Source organism: Flavobacterium sp. 90, from assembly GCF_004339525.1.
Classification (GTDB): Bacteria; Bacteroidota; Bacteroidia; order Flavobacteriales; family Flavobacteriaceae; genus Flavobacterium.
Genome location: NZ_SMGE01000001.1, coordinates 4702154 through 4721147, shown reverse-complemented (window position 1 = coordinate 4721147; position 18994 = coordinate 4702154). Strand labels below are relative to the sequence as shown.

Below are 18994 nucleotides of genomic sequence, written 5' to 3'. Positions count from 1 at the left end.
AGTAAAACATATCACATTTTAATTTTCACATTTCACATTTCACACAAAAAAACAATTAAATAAAGATGGCAGTAAATACAAAAATAGCTCTTGTTACGGGCGGTAGCAGAGGTTTAGGAAAAAATATGGCAATTGCAATTGCAAAAAAAGGAATCGACGTAATCATTACTTATAATAGCAAAAAAGAAGAAGCAGATTCAGTAGTAAAAGAAATCGAAAGTTTAGGTCAAAAAGCAGCTTCACTTCAATTGAATGTTGCGGACTCAGGTGCTTTTGATGCTTTTTTCGGAAATGTATCTGAGATTTTAAAAACTACTTTTAAAACAGATAAATTCGACTTCTTGGTAAACAATGCCGGAATCGGAATTCATAATTCGTTTATAGGAACAACCGAAGCTGAGTTTGATCAATTGACAAATATTCAGTTTAAAGGACCTTTTTTCTTAACGCAAAAAGCGCTTAATGTAATGAATGACGGTGGCGGAATTGTAAATATTTCAACTGGTTTAGCTAGATTTTCATTCCCTGGTTATGCGGCTTACGCAAGTATGAAAGGCGCAATTGAAACGCTAACAAAATATCAGGCGAAAGAACTTGGCGAAAGAAAAATCAGAGCAAACGTTGTGGCTCCGGGTGCAATCGAAACCGATTTTGGTGGCGGAGTTGTTCGTGACAATGAGCAATTAAACAAAAATTTAGCGGCATTAACTGCTTTAGGAAGAGTTGGTTTGCCGGATGATATTGGCGGAGTTGTAGCTTTTTTATGTACCGAAGATGCACGTTGGGTAAATGCACAAAGAATTGAAGTTTCCGGTGGAATGAATTTGTAATTTTGAATTAATCCACAATCTGATTAAACCCGGCAGTTTTTAAAAACCTGTCGGGTTTGTTATATGTTCGTAAGATAACTTATAATTTCATAAAGCATTGTCATTCCGAGGAACGAGGAATCTCCACAAGAAACTCCGCAATCATTGTCGAGCTTCTCGTGGAGATTTACTTCGTCTGTTCGCTATCGCTCGAGTCTCCTTCATCGAAATGACAAAAATGCGCCTAAAATCCGCGTAAATCTGCGTTTTTACGAAGTAAATCTGTTTTATCCGCGTCAAAATTAGATACTGATTTTACTGATTCGCTAAAGCGAAAACGCTGATAAAACGGATTGCCTCGCCAGTTCACACTTTCAGGCTCGGGTGCGGGATTAGCTCGTAAAAAACTATTACGATTCACTTAAACACAAAATGATAAACAAATCAAAACCCGACAAGTTTAAATAAACAAGTCGGGTTTCTCATTTTCAAATATATTGAATTAGTAAGTCTTCTCTTTAGTCTTTCTGGATTATGACGTCAAAACCGCCATTTTGATCAAAGACAACATCATAAAATTTTGAATCTTTTTCGATGCCTACTTCATAAGTAGTTTTATTTTTATAATCTACAACTACAGCAATTTCGCGAATGGCTTTTGCCGGATAATTTTTCTTTAAATAACTTTGAGCTTTCGCCGGAAGTTTACTCAATGGAATTTGCGTTTCAAATGCTTTTAAAACTCCCAGATTATCATAAACTGCTAACGATTCTGTATTTTCATTGGTTTTAAACTTTCCTTCATAACGTATTTCGTCATCATCATCGCCAACATATGTTAAGGTCCAAGCTGCAATTTTTCCGGGATATTCTTTCTGAAAAGAAAACAAAACTTTTTCCGGTGGTGTAACTGCACTACTTGGTGCAATTTGGTTTTGTGCAGCCAGAAAGCAGCTGTACAAAAAAGTTAAAATTAAAAATGCTTTTCTCATTAGTCCGATTTTTACATTAATAATATTTACTAAAATTACATTTTTTTTAACAAGAAAAAAGAACTTTTAATGAATGTTTCATTTTTTTAATCTATCAGAAAGCTCTCTCTTATAAGTAATTCCTATCGGGAGCTTTTCGTTTTTAATAATAACATGATCTTTATCCGTTGTTTCAATCTTATCCAATGCCACAATATATGATTTGTGAATGCGCATAAAATTCTTTTCAGGAAGACATTTCTCAAATTCACTTGTTGTAATCGAAGCCAAATAAGTTCTTTTTATGGTGTGCAATTTCACGTAATTACCAAAACTCTGCGCAAACAAAAGCTGATCTAATTCTATATCCATAAAATAACCGTCGACTTTTACACTAACAGAATTTACAACTGTTTCTTCTGTTTTTACTTTTGAGGTTTCCGCAGCAAAAAAACGATCTACAGCTTTTAAAAATCTCGGAAAATAAATAGGTTTTAGGAGATAATCAATAACTCCGTAATCATAACTTTCAAGAGCAAATTCAGAATAAGCTGTAGTTAGAATAGTTTTAGGATGCGTTGGCAGAATCTTAAGCAATTCCATTCCTGAAATTTCCGGCATATTAATGTCCAAAAACATCAAATCTACTGGATTTTCGCGAAGATAATCCATTGCCTCGATACCATTATAGCCTTGAAAAACCAACTCCAATTGCGGATTTTGCTTGATGTAATTCGCCAGCACATAATGCGCCGCTGGTTCATCGTCTACAATTATACATTTTTTGGATTCTCTCATTCTACAAACTTTTTCAATTGTACTTTAAAATCTACAATGTATGTATTCTTATCATCCTGAATATCTAATTTATAGTCTTTTCCGTAAATTAAATTCAAGCGTTCTATGGTATTTTTCAAGCCAATTTTAGTCGAAACAACATCTGTTTTCTTCGTCGGAATTGAATTTACAACATGCAAATGCAATAATCCGTTTTCAACTGTAATAATTATTCTAACGAAACATTTTTCGATAGCGCAAGTTCCGTGTTTAAAGGCATTTTCGATAAAAGCAATCAGCAACATTGGCGAAACTTTATAAGCGTTTTCGTTATCGATTTTAGAATCATAAGTGATTTCACAACGATAACCAACACGTTCTTTTTCGAGTTGTACATAACTGTTTATAAACTCCAGTTCGTCTTCAAGTGAAACACATTTTTTATTGTTACTTTCTAATTGATAACGCATTAACTGCGAAACTTTCATAATTAAATCCGGCGTTCTGTCCGGAAATTCTAAACTTATTCCGTAAAGCGTATTAAAGGTATTAAATAAAAAATGCGGATTCAATTGCCCTTTCAAAGAATTCAATTGCATTTCGTTAAACAACAAAGTTTCATTAGTTTGTTTTCTGTGAATTCTGTAGAATTTAAACACAATTATCGGACTCAAAATGCAAACTAAAGTTCCTAAAACACTTGCCAATTGGTAAACATAACTACGCTGATGCGAGTTTTGATACAAACGGCAATTACTAAACATATCGAGCATAGTAATCTCATATAAAAGTACTGAGAATACAAAAACTCCAAAAAGCGTTAGAAAAATATAAGTTAAAGGACGTTGTGTTTTGAATAATATAGGCAAAAGAAAAAAACGATTGAACTGCGCGTGCATGTATAAAATACAGTAAAAAAACACGCCCATTAATATGGATGTAAAAGAACTAAATAACATCCAGTCATTTTTTAACGTATAAATCGTAAATGAAAAGGCAACAACGGCAATTTCCTGCCACCATTTGTTATCCAATATGTTATCAAATTTTTTGTTCATTTTAAAACTTAAATAGTTTACAAAGTACGAACAAATATTTAATTTATTTTTCCAAAAAATGACGAATTCAATTGGTCATTTATTATCGTAGTACATCATTTAAGATGACAATTATCAGCCAAAGACAAATAATTTTGTTACATAATTTCATACCACTAATTTTATGTACTTCAGAAAAATTACTTTGTTAGTTTTCTTGATTTTTGCCAGTGGTAGTTATTCACAAAACCTGACTTTAAAAGAAGCCATAAAAACAGGTTTAGAAAACTACGGTTCGATCAAGGCAAAAAGCAATTACACGAATGCCTCACGCGAGAGTCTCAAACAATCTAAGCGTGATTATTTGCCAAATCTAAATTTATCGGCACAACAAGATTACGGAACCATCAATGGGCAAAACGGTGCATTGTATGGTTTTAATGGTTTAGGAACCGCTTCTTCCGGACCTGCATTGCCGGACCAAAACTGGAATTCTGCTTTTGGAGCTTTGTATTTAGTCAATATGAACTGGGATTTTTTCACTTTTGGAAAAATACAGGAAAAAATTAATTTGGCTAAAGTTGATGTTCAGGCAAAAGAAAAAGACTTGAAACAAGAGCAATTTCAACAGGAAATCAAAATTTCTGCTGCTTATTTGAATTTGTTGGCAAGCCAAAGATTATTGATTTCGCAACAAAAGAATTTAAGCCGTGCCGAAGTTTTTAAGAAAACTGCCGTTGCACGAGTTAAAAACGGATTATTGGCGGGAGTTGATTCTACATTGGCTACAGCCGAAGTTTCGAAAGCTAAAATTGCACTGAATCTTGCAAGAAATTTTGTCAAGGAACAAAACAGCAAATTAGTCGATTTAATGGGCGTTGCGCCTCAGGATTTTGTTACGGATACTTTGTTTGTAAACGATATTCCGAAAGAGGTTTTAAGAGGAACTGCAACTTCAGACAGTTTGCATCCTTTATTGCAATTCTACAAAACGAAGATCGATTACAGCAATCAGCAAACTAAATTGTACAAACGTTTTTATTATCCTACGATGAGCGCTTTTGGTGTTTTGCAAACGCGTGCTTCCGGATTTAATAGCGATTATGTGACGAATCAAAACTCTTTCAGCAGAAATTACTGGGATGGCGTAAATCCTGATCGTACCAATTATTTGGTTGGAATTGGAATTAGCTGGAATTTGACGACTCCGTTTAGAGCAAGCAAACAAGTAAGTGCTCAAAAGTATATTTCGCAAGGTTTACAAGAAGAATACAATCAAGCAGACAGAGAACTGAAATCGCAATTAAAACTTGCCGACGATAAAATACAAATTACACTAGAAAACTTTGCCGAAGCTCCAATTCAGGTTGATGCTGCGAAAAAGGCGTATTTGCAAAAATCGACTTTATACAAAAACGGCTTAACTGATTTAACAGATATTACTCAGACTTTATATACTTTAAATCGTGCCGAAATTGACCGAGATATCGTGAACAATAATGTATGGCAATCGTTTTTGCTTAAAGTAGCTGCAACAGGCAATTTTGACTTATTTATAAATGAATTTTAATTATAGATCCTAATGAATTTAATACGTTTTGCACTCCGCAAACCCATCTCCATATTAGTATTGGTTGCGGGTCTATTTTTCTTCGGAATTGGTGCCATACAAGACATTAAGGTAGATATTCTGCCAAAAATGAACTTGCCGGTTATCTACATTGCGCATCCTTTTGGAGGTTACACGCCAGACCAGATGGAAGCTTATTTTGCTAAGACTTATGTCAACATTTTACCGTTTGCCAATGGTGTAAAATCGGTAGAAACCAAAAATATTCAGGGGTTAATGATCATGAAATTAACCTATTATGAAAACACAAATATGGCTCAGGCTGCAGCCGAATTAAGTTCACTTTCGAACAGGATTCAGGCGGCGTTTCCTCCCGGAACTCAACCTCCGTTTATCATTCGTTTTGATGCTTCTTCTCTTCCAATTGGTCAATTAGTTTTGAGCAGTAAAATACGTTCAAATAATGAATTACAGGATTTAGCCAACGTTTATGTTCGTGCTTCGTTTACTTCGATTCCCGGTTTATTATCGCCGGCTCCCTTTGGCGGAAGCCCAAGAACTATTGAGGTTAACGTAGATCCTGATTTGTTGCGTTCGCACAATATGACGCCGGATCAGATTGTAGAAGCGATTCGAATCAACAACCAAACGGCTCCTTCAGGAAACGTGAGAATGGGTGATGTAAACTACATTACGCCAACAAATAATACAATTAAAGAAGTTAAGGATTTTGAGAATATTCCGTTGTTTAAAGGAAGCGTTCAAAACTTAAAATTAGGTGATGTTGCGACTGTAAAAGATGGTGCAGATATTACACAAGGTTATGCTTTGGTAAACGGAAAACGTTCGGTTTATATTAGTATTGCAAAAGCCGGAGACGCTTCGACTTGGGATGTGGTTCAGAAATTAAAAGCTGAGTTGCCTAAAATTCAAAGTACATTACCGGAAGACGTAAAATTATCGTATGAATTTGACCAGTCGGTTTATGTAATTAACTCGGTAAAAAGTTTGATTACTGAAGGTATTATTGGAGCAGTTTTAACCGGATTGATGGTTTTACTTTTCCTTGGTGACAGACGTGCAGCTTTGATCGTAATCTTAACGATTCCAATTTCGATTATTTCCGGAGTTTTATTCCTTAAATTATTCGGACAAACGATCAACTTAATGTCTTTAAGCGGGTTGGCGCTTGCAATTGGTATTCTAGTGGATGAAAGTACAGTAACAATCGAAAATATTCACCAGCATCTCGATATGGGAAAACCCAAGGCGCTCGCCATTTGGGATGCTTGTCAGGAAATTGCATTGCCTAAATTATTGATCTTACTTTGTATTTTGGCGGTTTTTGCACCGGCATTTACAATGGTCGGAATTCCGGGGGCTTTGTTCTTGCCTTTGGCTTTAGCGATTGGATTCTCGATGGTTATTTCGTTTTTACTTTCGCAAACTTTTGTGCCTGTAATGGCAAACTGGTTGATGAAAGGTCATGAAAAACACGCACATGGTCCGGAAATTACTGATGATGAAGCAGAATTTAACGATTGCGGATTAACTCCGGAATCTGAAAAAGATCTTATTACGCAGAAAAAAGGATATGTTGAAAAAGTAGACACTAATAACAACGGAAAAATTGGTGCTTTCGAGCGTTTCAGAATCCGTTTTATGAGAACTCTGGATCGTTTGTTTCCTTATAAAAAAATAACCGCTTTGGTTTACCTTATCGGAATTACAGTTCTTGCCGTTGTTTTTATTAATTTCATTGGAAAAGATGTATTCCCGAAAGTAAATTCAAGTCAGTTTCAGTTGAGAATGCGCGCTCCAGACGGAACTCGTTTAGAACGTACCGAAGAAAAAGCAATCATTGTTTTGAAAGAATTGCAAAAAATGGTTGGGAAAGAACATATCGGAATTTCTTCTGTTTATGTGGGACAACACCCGTCATTATTCTCGATTAACCCAATTTATTTATTCATGGCAGGTTCTCATGAAGCAGTATTTCAGGTTAGTTTAAAAGAATATCACGTTGATATGGATGACTTTAAAGATGACTTTAGAGCCCGAATCAAAAAAGTACTTCCAGATGTAAAACTTTCTTTTGAGCCAATCGAATTGACGGATAAAGTTTTGAGCCAGGGATCTCCTACTCCAATCGAAGTTCGTATTGCAGGAAAAGACAAGAAACGAAATGAGTTATATGCAACTCAAATTGTAGAGAAATTAAAGAAAATCGCTTATTTCAGAGACGTACAAATTGGTCAGCCAATTCATTATCCAGCAATGAATATTGATATTGACAGAACTCGTGCAGCTGAACTTGGCGTTGACATGAACGACATATCACGATCATTAGTTGCATCGACTTCATCATCAAGATATACCGAGAAAAATACTTGGGTTGACGAAAGAGCCGGATTATCATACAACGTTCAGGTACAAGTGCCTTTGAACAAAATGAAAAGCAAAACTGATATTGGAGAAATTCCGGTATTAAAGAATTCGCTTCGTCCTGTTTTAAGTGACGTTGCAAAAATTACACCCGGATTTGTAAGTGGTGAAAATGACAATTTAGGGGCTATGCCATACATTACCGTTACAGCCAACATTAGCCAGACCGATTTAGGAACGGCAGTAAAAGATGTGGATGCAACAATCAATTCATTAGGTGAATTACCTAGAGGGTTATTCATCACTCCAATTGGAATGAGTAAAGTATTGGTAGAAACATTAAGTAGTTTGCAAGTTGGATTATTGGTTGCCATATTTGTAATCTTCTTAATGTTAGCCGCTAATTTCCAGTCGTTCAAAGTTTCGTTGGTGATTTTAACAACAGTTCCTGCGGTAGTTTTAGGAGCTTTATTAATGCTTACAATTACAGGTTCAACGCTTAACTTACAATCATATATGGGAATCATTATGTCGGTTGGAGTTTCGATTGCAAATGCCGTTTTACTGGTTACAAATGCAGAACAGCTTCGAAAACGAAATGGAAATGCGTTAGAATCTGCTCGTGAAGCTGCGGCGTTGCGTCTTCGTCCAATTATCATGACATCTGTTGCGATGATTGCGGGAATGTTGCCAATGGCAATTGGTCATGGCGAAGGTGGCGATCAGGTTTCTCCTTTAGGAAGAGCCGTAATTGGTGGATTATTATTTTCGACTTTTGCCGTATTGCTAATCCTGCCACTTATCTTTGCGTGGGCACAAGAAAAAACAACAACACAATCTGTTTCTTTAGATCCTGAAGACGAAGAAAGCATCCATTATATATCATCATTAAATCCGAAAAATGAAAAATAACATTATACAATCGACCGCATTATTTTTTGTAGCCGTATTTTTTCTAACTAGCTGTAATTCTAAGAAAGAAGAAACTCCGACCGCAGAATTGGAACCAAAAACTGAAACGTTTCTTTTAGAAAAACAAAAACTAACTACAGAATTGCGTTTACCAGCCGAATTAACTGGTTTTCAACAAGTAGATTTGTATGCTAAAGTAAGTAGTTTTGTAAAATTGCTAAAAGTAGATATTGGTACCAAAGTAAAAAAAGGGCAACTTTTGATCGTTCTTGAAGCACCGGAAATCAGCTCACAATTGGCTGCAGCCGAATCAAGATTAAAATCGATGGAAGCTATTTATGCAACAAGCAAAAGCACTTACAACCGTTTGTACGAAACTAGCAAAGTTGAAGGAACGATTTCTAAAAATGATTTAGAAATGGCAAACGGAAAGAAAAACTCAGATTACGCACAATATCAAGCCGCAGTTGCAGCCCACAAAGAAGTGTCGATTATGAGAGGTTATCTTGAAATTCGTGCTCCTTTTGACGGAGTTGTAGCAGCTAGAAACGTGAATTTAGGAACATTTGTTGGTCCGGCAGGAAAAGGTTCAGATTTGCCTTTATTGACGATTCAGCAACAAGATAAATTGCGTTTGGCGGTTTCGGTTCCTGAATTGTACACAGGATATTTGCATGAAGGTGATGAAATGAATTTTAATGTAAAATCATTGCCTGAAAATTTTAAAGCTAAAATTACCAGAATGTCTGGAGCATTAGATTTAAAGTTACGTTCTGAACGTGTAGAAATGGACGTTATGAATACCAAAAAAGATCTTTTACCAGGAATGGTTGCCGAAGTTCTGTTACCGCTTAACGCGAAAGACAGCACGTTTGTAATTCCGAAATCTGGATTAGTAAGTTCAGCCGAAGGTTTGTACGTAATCAAAGTTGTAAACCACAAAGCAACTCGTGTTGATGTAAAAAAAGGAAGAGAAATCGAAGATAAAATTGAAATATTCGGAGATTTAAACCCGAAAGATAAACTGGTAAAAATTGCCAGCGAAGAAACTAAAGAAGGCGATATCATAAACGAATAACCTGCGTTTAGCTTTCGATAGTAGTTTACCAAAAACTGTACGCTTAATGCGACATTCAAAAATCAGAAATGATTCGAGAATGTAAATCAAATTTCCCTTAGGACGATACCTGATAAGTATCGTCCTTTTTGTTTTTATTATAATTTTCGAGTAACTATTAAGCCTATTATTGTCATTTCGACGGAGGAGAAATCCTCGCAAGTAACTCGACAAAGATTGGATTCTCGTTGCGGAGCTTCTCGCGAAGATTTCTCCTTCGTCGAAATGACAAACTTTGTGGTTATATTCTTTTAAGCTTTTAATTAAATGAAAACTCTTAGAATTTTTAGGAGCTATTTCCTGCTATCATTCCAATCTTTTATGCCGAACCCCGGCACAAAAGGATTTTCCCTTCTATCAGGGCTAAAAAACTGGTTTCATCAGAAGCTTAGTTTTAGAAGAAAATAAAAACTTCTCTCTTTCAGCAACTTACCCACTTTGCGAAGTCTTTTTTCTTAAATATAAAATTTTTACTACAAATAAAGAAATAAACATTATGTTTGCGCCTAAGTTTCAATCAGGCATTTGCTTTAAATTGAGACTAAAAGATATATTTATACAAGCACAAAATGAAAGAGAGTATACAACAAACGTTCAAAATTATTTTATTTTTTATTATTATTGGTTTAATGAGCTGTGAGAGTGAGCGTGTTCAATATCAAACAGAAGTAAAGGCGATAGAAGGCACTAAAATTGTAAATCTGGAGTCAGTTCCTTTTTTAAAACCATCAATTACTAATTTTAATAAAGAAAATTCTAAAACTAAATATTCCGGTAAAAAGGAAGAAAACATCTCTGATCTGGAGACAGGGCTTAATAATACCGAAATTTTAGAATTTGTACGAGCAAATGGAGAAAAGACTTACTCGCTAAAAATATACAGTTACATTAGTCCCAATGAGAAAATATATTTTGAGAACCTCCATATAGTTTCCACAAAGGCAGGCTATACTTCCTTTATCTTAAGATGGACTCCGGATGATCCGGATGCACAATTTGCCGTAAATACTTTTAGTGGTACTGTAAGTTGTTTTGATATCAATTACAACCTGCAAAATAAAGCCACGCTTCTCAATGGAAAAATTGTAAAAAGTGGCGGAAGTTCTACTGCGAAAGAAGTCCCTAAAGAAAAAGCGTGTTATGTTATGGGTGATTGTTATTGCAAAGGAGATCTTAGACAGGCGCACGATTGTACATTTAATATTCTCATTGCAACAGAATGTTCCGGATCTGGTGAGAAAACTCCAGAAGTAAACCCGCAAGACCCAACATATCAGGGTGGTTCAGGCGATCCAAGCCCAATTGGCGGAAGTGGCGGCGGAGGTTCATATGTAATGCCAAATTATGCTATAAAAGAACAGCAGTTTGTGAGAAGTTTAGGAACACAAGGAGCTTATTTCGTCGAACTTCGCAATATAGCTGCCGTAAAACTTTTTAGTTATTTAAAAGCGAGAGAATACGATATTGAAGTAACAACTCCCGCCAAAACAGGACTATTACAAACCGACTTAGGCTGGTTAAAAAACCAAAACTCATCGTCGCAGATAGCAGTAATGGATTTTCTTATTAAAAACTATTTTTCGCTAAATAGTATTTCTATTATCACAGGACTTAAAAATGCAATTGCTAAAAATCCTAGTTTGCAATTTGATATAGCTGCATCATTAAAATCACCAATGAATATTGACAGATCTTCTATTACAAATACAACTCCTGAAGGGCAAAAATTTAACGAACTTTATGATGCATTAGCAATGTCACCGGAATTTCAGAAGCTATTTATTTCTATGTTTAAAAATAATGATAGATTTAATGTGAAGTTTGAGATCGCAGACGCTGTTTATGATTCTACCGACCCAACAAAAGAAGTTAATGCCAATACGTATTATGATCCCAAATTGCCATATATTTTAATAAAAATTAATAAAAAAAAATTAAATGATAGTAGTATTAAACAAACAAGAATTGAAAATGCCAGAACTATTATTCATGAATTTATCCATGCTTACCTTTTTATAATAACTAATAATCCAATTGTTGGCCCAACGGATATTGCAAGTTTACTTAATAAAAAATATCCTATCCCTAAGGAGCAACATGACTTTATGTATAATAATATGACTCCTACTGTAGTAAAGATATTAACTGAATCAAGAGATTTATTAACTTACCCTGCAGGTAGAACTGAAGTAGAATCATTGAAAGTTTACACAAAGATCAATCTAACTACTTTTGAAATTTGGAATTGGGATCATTATTTAAAATATATAAGCTTAGAAGGATTAAAAGAAGCGATTTTTTATAAAACCGATTTTCCCAATAATTCTGATGCGCTATTTTTATTGAATAAATATGTTGAACATGGTCGTACTTGGCTTGATAAAAAATAAATCTATGAAAACTTTTATAAATATTGCAATATTCATCATATCAACTACTATTTATAGCCAAGATCTTGAATATTTAAAAAAATTGGATACTATATATATCCCATATTATGGAAAAGCAAATGAAAAAAAATATGATATTCAAACACGCATAATACCAACTAATTTTAAAGAGAGATCATATACTTTTAAATTAGATAGCATCTATCTTTCATTTGATCATGTACAATTTATTGGTTGGAAAAAAAAGAATGCAAATATTGAATCCGAAACAAAAAAAGTAAAAAAAGCATTTTTAAAAAAGATTAAAAATAAAATCATTTCCCCCGATTTATTGAACCAATTTGATAATGATAAAATAAATTGCGACATTTTATCACAAATAAAAGTGTTTTATATACTAGACTTTATTGAGAAAAAAAGAAAAGTCACTTTATATGAAGTAGCTTACATGGGACATTGTTCGGGTCTTGAATAATTGTATTTTTTGATCTACTAAAAGAATCTATAATTGAAATAACATAGCAGTCGTAAGACATTTTAGTTATTTAAAAGCAAGAGAATACGATATTGAAGTAACAACTCCCGCCAAAACAGGACTATTACAAACCGACTTAGGCTGGTTAAAAAACCAAAACTCATCGTCGCAGATGGCAGTAATGGATTTTCTTATTAAAAACTATTTTTCGCTAAATAGTATTTCTATTATCACAGGACTTAAAAATGCAATTGCTAAAAATCCTAGTTTGCAATTTGATGTAGCTGCATCATTAAAATCACCAATGAATATTGACAGATCTTCTATTATAAATACAACTCCTGAAGGGCAAAAATTTAACGAACTTTATGATGCATTAGCAATGTCACCCGAATTTCAGAAGCTATTCACATCAATATTTAAAGATGGTAATCGATTTAATGTTAAGTTTGAAATAGCAGATCATGTTTATGAAGATAATAATCCCACTAAAAAAGAAGTAAATGCCACTACAAGTGAGGATCCTGTCACTAAAAATATTATTATTAAAATAAGCAAGCAAATATTACTTGCTGGTAATATAGGTAAAAGCCAAACTCGCATCGAAAATGCTAAAACCATTTTACATGAATGTGTCCATGCCTATCTTTTTGTAAAAGCAAACAATCCGACTATTGGTACAGATTTTGTAAAAATTTTAAATACCATGTATCCTGCGGCAAATGAACAACATAATTTTATGTTTGATAAAATGATTCCAACAATGCAGAAAGTGCTTTCTGAAATTAGGGACTTGGTAACGACTCAAAGAGGTCGAAATGTTTTAGACAAAGAAGTAACTATGCATCCGACTCAAAATCCACTAACCTCCACATCCTGGATTTGGAGCGAATACTACAAGTATTTAAGCATAAAAGGATTAGAAGAAGCTACTAGCTTTAAAAAAGATTTCCCAAATCCTTCTGATCAACTTGATCTATTTATTGATTATTTAAGACACGGAAAAAACGAACTAGATCGATAATTTAAATTAGATATTTATGAAAAAAGTTTTAATACTATTACTATTATTCAATTATGGATATTCCCAAGATATCTCATATATAAAAACGTTAGATACTATTTACGTAAAATTTAAAGAAGATAAATTACAAACTAGATTTGTTTTCCCAGATGATTATAAAGGCTTCAAAGAAAGACGATATACAATAAACTTTTCAGACGATGAGAAAAAAGAATTTTTTAAATTTTTTTTCACTGAATATTTAAATTCTGAGAAAAGAGAAAAAGGGATAAAAGCAGAAATTAAAATTGTAAAAAAAGCATTTCTAAAAAAACACAAAGAAGAAATCATTGGTATCGATTTTTTCCAAAAATACGGTATCATCAAAAGTACTTATGAAGCTTTTGAAAAATGTAAGGTAATATATCTCATCGATATGAATGAAAAAAAGAAAGGAAAAATAAATCTATATGAAGTGACAAAATGGAGTTCTTACCATATGGGAGAATAAATACTAAAACAGTTTTATAAAATTTTAAAACTGCTTTTTAAATTACACTTAATTTCATAAAATGATTCCTATAATGCAGAAAGTGCTTTCTGAAATTAAGGACTTGTTAACTACTGTTGCTGGAAGAATTGAGGTAGAGAAACGAACAATACACCCAACTATAATACCATTAACTTCAACACCTTGGAATTGGAATGACTATTACAAATATCTAAGTTTAAAAGGATTGGATGAAGCTATTTCATATAAAATAGATTTTCCAAAAGAATCAGATCAGTGGAAATTATTCACTAAATATTTAGAATACGGACATAAAGAATTAGAAAATTAAACAATTTAGTTGAAAATGAAAAAAATATTCATCCTACTCTTTATTTCAAATTTTGCATTTTGCCAAGAAGTTGATTATATAAAGAAATTAGACACAATTTACATTGCATTTAATAAAAGTAAAAACGCAAAAAAAAATATTTACACAGATAATTTTAGAGAATATGTTTTCTATTTGGATTCAAAAAAAGGGGATCAAGTAGAACAGTTAATATTTAGCAAGCCCGATCGTAAAAATTCTTTAACGGATTTAAATCATCCGGTAATTGATACTAGAATCGAAAATAAATCTTTTCTTAAAAAGCATAAATACAATATAATTAATATTAATTTTTAAAAAAAAATGAAAGAAGAGTATATTGTTTGCGAACTGTTTTCACGATCGCAAATATTTTATATCGTTGATTTTGATGAAAAGAAAAAAGGAAATATAAAGGTATATCGCGTCTTTTTGCTAAATTATTGTCCTATTGGCGAGTGATTAAAAAAATATTTATATTCTAGAATCTTTTTGTAAGAATTAAAAGAGTAAGAAAAGCTGTAAGACAACAATTTTACAGCTTTTTTTAAATTAAAAGCTATACAATGCCGGACAAGAAGTGAGTATTCTCTAACCTGATTTTCCCAATAATTCTGATGCGCTATTTTTATTGAATAAATATGTTGAACATGGTCGTACTTGGTTTGATAAAAAATAAATCTATGAAAACTTTTATAAATATTGCAATATTCATTATATCAACTACTATTTATAGTCAAGATCTTGAATATTTTAAAAAATTGGATACTATATATATCCCATATTATGGAAAAGCAAATGAAAAAAAATATGATATTCAAACACGCATAATACCAACTAATTTTAAAGAGAGATCATATACTTTTAAATTAGATAGCATCTATCTTTCATTTGATCATGTACAATTTATTGGTTGGAAAAAAAAGAATGCAAATATTGAATCCGAAACAAAAAAAGTAAAAAAAGCATTTTTAAAAAAGATTAAAAATAAAATCATTTCCCCCGATTTATTGAACCAATTTGATAATGATAAAATAAATTGCGACATTTTATCACAAATAAAAGCGTTTTATATACTAGACTTTATTGAGAAAAAAAGAAAAGTCACATTATATGAAGTAGCTTACATGGGACATTGTTCGGGTCTTGAATAATTGTATTTTTTGATCTACTAAAAGAATCTATAATTGAAATAACCCCAGGCTACCGCACGAATCTTTTCGTGTGGTTTAGTTGTTAAAAATAGACTTTTCCATATTTTATAATGCAATTTATTATATAGGATAAATATTAGTTGATAATATAATTTATTCTGTTCTTCGAACTTCAAATAATACTTGCCACACGAAAGGCTTCGTGCGGTAGCAATGGAAAATATGCTAACTCATTTTATATATAATTATATGCTGCCGACTATGGTGACAATTCTTGAAAGTATAAAAGATAAATTAGTATCTCCAGCTGAAAGTGTTACATTGTCAGGTTTAGGTATGCATATTCCTAAGGATGATTCTCCTCGAACAGATTTCAACTGGGTAGATTTTTATCATAATTTATCTTTATCAGGACTACAAAGTTGTTCCTTTTTTCAAAATGAAATAGGCACTTTTAATAGTGCAGGAATTCCTTTAATTACAATTAATCAAGCTCTAATGCAGAGCTATAATCAATACAATAACTATGGTCGCCAAAATTTACGCCCTTAAGAATTTAAAATTATTTGTCTTTTTCCTACTACTGATTCCAATAACTGTGTTATCACAGGAAATAGAAAAAATTAAAAAATCTGATACTATCTACATTTATTTCAAAAAAGATAAAGATAATCAGCATGTTAATGAAGAAATAACTTCAAATACAAAAATAAAATATTATAATTATTATTACATTTTTGGCTATCTCAATGAGTATCAGATTTTAATGACTTTTACACATCATTATTCAATTAGTCCAGAAGAAAAAAAAGAAAAAAAATCATTTCTACGAAAAAACAAAGATTTGATTATAACTTATGATTTTTTAACAAAATATAATTTGGGTGAAGCAACTGATTTAATTGGACACAAAAAAAAGGTTTATTTAATAGATGAAGATGATATTGGTTGGTTTACTATAAAGTTAAAAGAAGTTAAAGTCATAGGGACTTTTCCTCAAAGTATTGAATAAGAAATCGTATAGTGTAGGGACATATCTGCGAAAAATAAATCTATGAAAACTTTTATAAATATTGCAATATTCATTTTATCAACTACTATTTATAGTCAAGATCTTCAATATTTAAAAAAATTGGATACAATATATATCCCATTTAAACAAGGAAAATATAATATTAAAATTGATTATCCCGAAGAAAAAGATGGCCTTAAAAATAGGAGCTACATTTTTAATTATAAGAAAAATGATTCCCATTATTTCGATTTTGAATTAAAAAAGAATCCTAACAAAATCTTAGAAATAAGAAAAGCAGATAAATCCTTTTTAAGAAAAAACAAAAAAAATATAATTAAAATAAAAGGTTTAGAAAAATTTGACTACCAAGATATTCAATGTGATTTATTTACCAGATTAAAAACATTTTATATAATTGATTTTTCTGAAAAAAAGGACCGGGCTTATATAATTTACCGAGTCACACATATAAATTCTTGCATATCTAGAGAATAATAAGAAAATTTTTTAAATCATTAAAACTTGATACGTTTATTGATTAATTAAGTTATGAAGTGGGTTAAGTTAGTCTTACTGACGTGAAAATCTCTCTTGTGAATGGAGATAAAAAAATAAAAAAACTTTATGGTTTTCCATAAAATACTAAAATTCAACTGCATTAACTTTCTCCATATTAATTATAAAATAATTTATTATGGCAAAAACAGCTGCATTTCACAGTGTAAAACAATCTGTGTATCACAACAACACAAGTTGTACAGAAGGAAACAACATTGAAAAAGTTAATCTTCGACCAGGAACTGGTGGGAAACCTCTTTGTAGTCATTGTAGTAGACTTTAATTTTTAAAGCCGCTTTAATAAGCGGCTTTTTTATACTATCTAAAAAACTCTACTCCACATCCAAATAAGGATTCAAAACCTCAGCTAATTCATTTAGCCAATAAAAGCTATTTTCTATGTTGTCGATTTCGTTTTGAAGAGTTTGATTTTTTCTCATGACTTCTAAAGCGAGTAAATAATTTAGTTGTCTTATTGCTTTTGCCATTGTTTCTGGCTCGATTGTATTGTTGAAAAAATTCATAAGCCTAGTTTCGGCTTCTTTCGAAAGGGAGTTTGTACTCATAACTTACATTTTAATGAATATAAAACCCGCGATAGTAAGATGCACTAGTATTCTTCTAATAATACAACTATACTACAAGGGTTAATTTTATTTCGTCTTAATGTGAAGATTTAAGAACGGTAAATATAGAGAAAATTCTCTCAATTAATAAGCATTCACTATCAATAAAAAATAAGTGTTTTTAAATTTAAAAAATACTTATTTTCGTTTTACTTTATCAATCATTTCCAATTGCTTAGAAACATTAAAGTTATATTACGTAAGCTAAAATAAAGAAACCAAATCTAATATGAGCCAAAGTCTAAATTTATATCAAATCAGTAAAGCCAATTTTGAAGAGTTTTCAAAGAATCACGAATCTTTCAATTTCGATTTTAGCGACGATAATTCTTCTGTATTTGATCAAAATTTCGAAGGATTAATTTTCCTGTTTTCATCTTACTATTTGGATCAATTGCCAAAATCTTTAGAAGAACTTTTTTATCCGCAGAATTTTATTGGAGAGAATGTTGATTTCAGCGAAATTGATTTTGATACTATCGAAGATTTTCCGGAATCAACTTCAATCTATTTTTTAAATCCTGTAGTAATAAAAGAAATTAATTCAGTTTTGGAGAATATAGAAAATGATAAAATTTTAGATTTTTACAGCGCTGATCTTTTTAATACGCACAATATTTATCCTTCGGTTTGGCATGATGACGAAAGCGAAGACAAAGCATTTAATAAAAAACATTTAGAAGAAGGTTTGGTATTACTAAAACACACCATTTCTCAGGCAAGTACAAACGAAAACTATATTTTATTTTTCGGTTGATTTAAAACAAAACTTCATAAAAACTAATTAATTGGAAAAAACAGCTGAAAATATAAAAAAACAATTGGAATTTTGGCTTCTAAAATATTATTGTAAAGAAAAAAAAGAGTTAAACGGAAAAGAACTTTTTACATTATTTGATTTAATTAGCCAAAAACAAAAAACTGAAATAATTAATTTATTAAAATTAAGAGAGAACGAATTACCTGTACTTTACCTTAAAATTTCTGAGGAAAAATCAATCATTAATACTACCGAAAGATTTATTAAATTGACAAATCAGGGAACAGAAGAAATCGAATACGCGAATTTTAAAGAACATAAAGGATTTGATCGATTTATAATTAAAAAGCGATTGATTGGACGAGATATAAATGTAAAAACAAATGGTTACTTAGGTCCTTTCGGCATAAAATTAAAAAACGGTGAAATTATAGAATGGGAAATACCAACCGGAACTCCTGGTTTTGGATTTTGGAGTGTAACAAAAAAATGCGAGCTTATTGGTCGAAAATATGACGTAATAAAGTGAAAACGTATTAAACCACAAAGCAACTCGTATTGATATAAAAAAGTTT

The 18994-nt window shown here is 31.9% G+C and carries 21 protein-coding genes; 17 read left to right on the top strand and 4 right to left on the bottom strand.

The window, feature by feature from the left end; translation table 11 throughout:
* The first annotated feature begins 65 nt into the window (after nucleotides 1-65).
* Nucleotides 66-830, top strand: coding sequence for an SDR family oxidoreductase (locus C8C83_RS19330; RefSeq protein WP_121330217.1), 765 nt, complete (start codon nucleotides 66-68; stop codon nucleotides 828-830).
* Between the two features lie 497 nt (nucleotides 831-1327).
* Here the strand turns inward: C8C83_RS19330 and C8C83_RS19325 are convergent, their stop codons facing one another.
* The 3 genes from C8C83_RS19325 to C8C83_RS19315 all read right to left on the bottom strand — a co-directional run bounded on the left by C8C83_RS19325 (nucleotide 1328) and on the right by C8C83_RS19315 (nucleotide 3615).
* Nucleotides 1328-1801, bottom strand: coding sequence for a PepSY-like domain-containing protein (locus C8C83_RS19325; protein ID WP_121330216.1), 474 nt, complete (start codon nucleotides 1799-1801; stop codon nucleotides 1328-1330).
* A 78-nt stretch (nucleotides 1802-1879) separates the two neighbouring features.
* On the bottom strand, nucleotides 1880-2578 hold the full coding sequence (locus tag C8C83_RS19320; protein ID WP_121330215.1) for a response regulator transcription factor: 699 nt from the start codon (nucleotides 2576-2578) through the stop codon (nucleotides 1880-1882).
* Entirely contained in the window at nucleotides 2575-3615 is a 1041-nt protein-coding gene (locus tag C8C83_RS19315) for a histidine kinase (protein WP_121330214.1), read from the bottom strand. Before C8C83_RS19315 ends, C8C83_RS19320 begins: the two co-directional genes overlap by 4 nt.
* A gap of 163 nt (nucleotides 3616-3778) precedes the next feature.
* Here C8C83_RS19315 and C8C83_RS19310 point away from each other — a divergent pair, with 163 nt between their 5' ends.
* The 14 genes from C8C83_RS19310 (at nucleotide 3779) to C8C83_RS27265 (ending at nucleotide 17316) form a co-directional block, all read left to right on the top strand.
* Nucleotides 3779-5164, top strand: a complete 1386-nt coding sequence (locus C8C83_RS19310) for a TolC family protein (RefSeq protein WP_121330213.1) — start codon at nucleotides 3779-3781, stop codon at nucleotides 5162-5164.
* A 12-nt stretch (nucleotides 5165-5176) separates the two neighbouring features.
* The gene (locus C8C83_RS19305) at nucleotides 5177-8461 is read left to right on the top strand and encodes an efflux RND transporter permease subunit (protein ID WP_121330212.1); all 3285 of its coding nucleotides are present in this window, start codon (nucleotides 5177-5179) and stop codon (nucleotides 8459-8461) included.
* Nucleotides 8451-9539 carry an efflux RND transporter periplasmic adaptor subunit gene (locus C8C83_RS19300; protein ID WP_121330211.1) on the top strand — a complete coding sequence of 363 codons (1089 nt, stop codon included), beginning with the start codon at nucleotides 8451-8453 and terminating at the stop codon, nucleotides 9537-9539. Before C8C83_RS19305 ends, C8C83_RS19300 begins: the two co-directional genes overlap by 11 nt.
* Nucleotides 9540-10147: 608 nt before the next feature.
* A complete protein-coding gene (locus C8C83_RS19295) occupies nucleotides 10148-11968 on the top strand; it encodes a hypothetical protein (protein WP_121330210.1) in 1821 nt (606 codons plus the stop codon).
* Nucleotides 11969-11972: 4 nt separating this feature from the next.
* Nucleotides 11973-12443 (top strand): hypothetical protein, encoded by a 471-nt coding sequence (locus C8C83_RS19290; protein WP_132011858.1) that lies wholly within the window; start codon nucleotides 11973-11975, stop codon nucleotides 12441-12443.
* A gap of 172 nt (nucleotides 12444-12615) precedes the next feature.
* Nucleotides 12616-13467, top strand: coding sequence for a hypothetical protein (locus C8C83_RS19285; protein WP_121330208.1), 852 nt, complete (start codon nucleotides 12616-12618; stop codon nucleotides 13465-13467).
* Nucleotides 13468-13483: 16 nt separating this feature from the next.
* Complete coding sequence (locus C8C83_RS19280) at nucleotides 13484-13957, top strand: hypothetical protein (RefSeq protein WP_121330207.1); 474 nt, start codon at nucleotides 13484-13486, stop codon at nucleotides 13955-13957.
* Nucleotides 13958-14030: 73 nt separating this feature from the next.
* Nucleotides 14031-14288 (top strand): hypothetical protein, encoded by a 258-nt coding sequence (locus C8C83_RS19275; protein ID WP_132011857.1) that lies wholly within the window; start codon nucleotides 14031-14033, stop codon nucleotides 14286-14288.
* Between the two features lie 15 nt (nucleotides 14289-14303).
* A complete protein-coding gene (locus C8C83_RS19270; RefSeq protein ID WP_121330205.1) occupies nucleotides 14304-14624 on the top strand; it encodes a hypothetical protein in 321 nt (106 codons plus the stop codon).
* Between the two features lie 365 nt (nucleotides 14625-14989).
* Nucleotides 14990-15460 carry a hypothetical protein gene (locus tag C8C83_RS19265; RefSeq protein ID WP_132011856.1) on the top strand — a complete coding sequence of 157 codons (471 nt, stop codon included), beginning with the start codon at nucleotides 14990-14992 and terminating at the stop codon, nucleotides 15458-15460.
* Nucleotides 15461-15721: 261 nt separating this feature from the next.
* The gene (locus tag C8C83_RS19260; protein WP_132011855.1) at nucleotides 15722-16012 is read left to right on the top strand and encodes a hypothetical protein; all 291 of its coding nucleotides are present in this window, start codon (nucleotides 15722-15724) and stop codon (nucleotides 16010-16012) included.
* Nucleotides 15987-16472, top strand: a complete 486-nt coding sequence (locus C8C83_RS19255) for a hypothetical protein (protein ID WP_132011854.1) — start codon at nucleotides 15987-15989, stop codon at nucleotides 16470-16472. The genes C8C83_RS19260 and C8C83_RS19255 overlap by 26 nt, the downstream gene beginning before the upstream one ends.
* A 42-nt stretch (nucleotides 16473-16514) precedes the next feature.
* Nucleotides 16515-16970: a hypothetical protein gene (locus C8C83_RS19250; protein ID WP_121330201.1), complete on the top strand. Its 456-nt coding sequence runs from the start codon at nucleotides 16515-16517 to the stop codon at nucleotides 16968-16970.
* 199 nt (nucleotides 16971-17169) lie between these two features.
* Nucleotides 17170-17316 (top strand): hypothetical protein, encoded by a 147-nt coding sequence (locus C8C83_RS27265; RefSeq protein ID WP_165877248.1) that lies wholly within the window; start codon nucleotides 17170-17172, stop codon nucleotides 17314-17316.
* Between the two features lie 49 nt (nucleotides 17317-17365).
* On the opposite strand, the gene C8C83_RS19245 is transcribed toward C8C83_RS27265, so the two are convergent.
* Nucleotides 17366-17599, bottom strand: a complete 234-nt coding sequence (locus C8C83_RS19245; protein ID WP_121330200.1) for a hypothetical protein — start codon at nucleotides 17597-17599, stop codon at nucleotides 17366-17368.
* Nucleotides 17600-17888: 289 nt separating this feature from the next.
* Here C8C83_RS19245 and C8C83_RS19240 point away from each other — a divergent pair, with 289 nt between their 5' ends.
* Nucleotides 17889-18416, top strand: a complete 528-nt coding sequence (locus tag C8C83_RS19240) for a DUF1877 family protein (RefSeq protein WP_121330199.1) — start codon at nucleotides 17889-17891, stop codon at nucleotides 18414-18416.
* Between the two features lie 31 nt (nucleotides 18417-18447).
* On the top strand, nucleotides 18448-18948 hold the full coding sequence (locus C8C83_RS19235; protein WP_121330198.1) for a hypothetical protein: 501 nt from the start codon (nucleotides 18448-18450) through the stop codon (nucleotides 18946-18948).
* The last annotated feature ends 46 nt before the right edge of the window (nucleotides 18949-18994 follow it).

Bases quoted from the DNA above. Each gene is read 5' to 3' on its own strand.
- C8C83_RS19330 (WP_121330217.1), top strand. From the start codon at position 66: ATGGCAGTAAATACAAAAATAGCTCTTGTTACGGGCGGTAGCAGAGGT.
- C8C83_RS19325 (WP_121330216.1), bottom strand. From the start codon at position 1,801: ATGAGAAAAGCATTTTTAATTTTAACTTTTTTGTACAGCTGCTTTCTG.
- C8C83_RS19320 (WP_121330215.1), bottom strand. From the start codon at position 2,578: ATGAGAGAATCCAAAAAATGTATAATTGTAGACGATGAACCAGCGGCG.
- C8C83_RS19315 (WP_121330214.1), bottom strand. From the start codon at position 3,615: ATGAACAAAAAATTTGATAACATATTGGATAACAAATGGTGGCAGGAA.
- C8C83_RS19310 (WP_121330213.1), top strand. From the start codon at position 3,779: ATGTACTTCAGAAAAATTACTTTGTTAGTTTTCTTGATTTTTGCCAGT.
- C8C83_RS19305 (WP_121330212.1), top strand. From the start codon at position 5,177: ATGAATTTAATACGTTTTGCACTCCGCAAACCCATCTCCATATTAGTA.
- C8C83_RS19300 (WP_121330211.1), top strand. From the start codon at position 8,451: ATGAAAAATAACATTATACAATCGACCGCATTATTTTTTGTAGCCGTA.
- C8C83_RS19295 (WP_121330210.1), top strand. From the start codon at position 10,148: ATGAAAGAGAGTATACAACAAACGTTCAAAATTATTTTATTTTTTATT.
- C8C83_RS19290 (WP_132011858.1), top strand. From the start codon at position 11,973: ATGAAAACTTTTATAAATATTGCAATATTCATCATATCAACTACTATT.
- C8C83_RS19285 (WP_121330208.1), top strand. From the start codon at position 12,616: ATGGCAGTAATGGATTTTCTTATTAAAAACTATTTTTCGCTAAATAGT.
- C8C83_RS19280 (WP_121330207.1), top strand. From the start codon at position 13,484: ATGAAAAAAGTTTTAATACTATTACTATTATTCAATTATGGATATTCC.
- C8C83_RS19275 (WP_132011857.1), top strand. From the start codon at position 14,031: ATGCAGAAAGTGCTTTCTGAAATTAAGGACTTGTTAACTACTGTTGCT.
- C8C83_RS19270 (WP_121330205.1), top strand. From the start codon at position 14,304: ATGAAAAAAATATTCATCCTACTCTTTATTTCAAATTTTGCATTTTGC.
- C8C83_RS19265 (WP_132011856.1), top strand. From the start codon at position 14,990: ATGAAAACTTTTATAAATATTGCAATATTCATTATATCAACTACTATT.
- C8C83_RS19260 (WP_132011855.1), top strand. From the start codon at position 15,722: ATGGTGACAATTCTTGAAAGTATAAAAGATAAATTAGTATCTCCAGCT.
- C8C83_RS19255 (WP_132011854.1), top strand. From the start codon at position 15,987: ATGGTCGCCAAAATTTACGCCCTTAAGAATTTAAAATTATTTGTCTTT.
- C8C83_RS19250 (WP_121330201.1), top strand. From the start codon at position 16,515: ATGAAAACTTTTATAAATATTGCAATATTCATTTTATCAACTACTATT.
- C8C83_RS27265 (WP_165877248.1), top strand. From the start codon at position 17,170: ATGGCAAAAACAGCTGCATTTCACAGTGTAAAACAATCTGTGTATCAC.
- C8C83_RS19245 (WP_121330200.1), bottom strand. From the start codon at position 17,599: ATGAGTACAAACTCCCTTTCGAAAGAAGCCGAAACTAGGCTTATGAAT.
- C8C83_RS19240 (WP_121330199.1), top strand. From the start codon at position 17,889: ATGAGCCAAAGTCTAAATTTATATCAAATCAGTAAAGCCAATTTTGAA.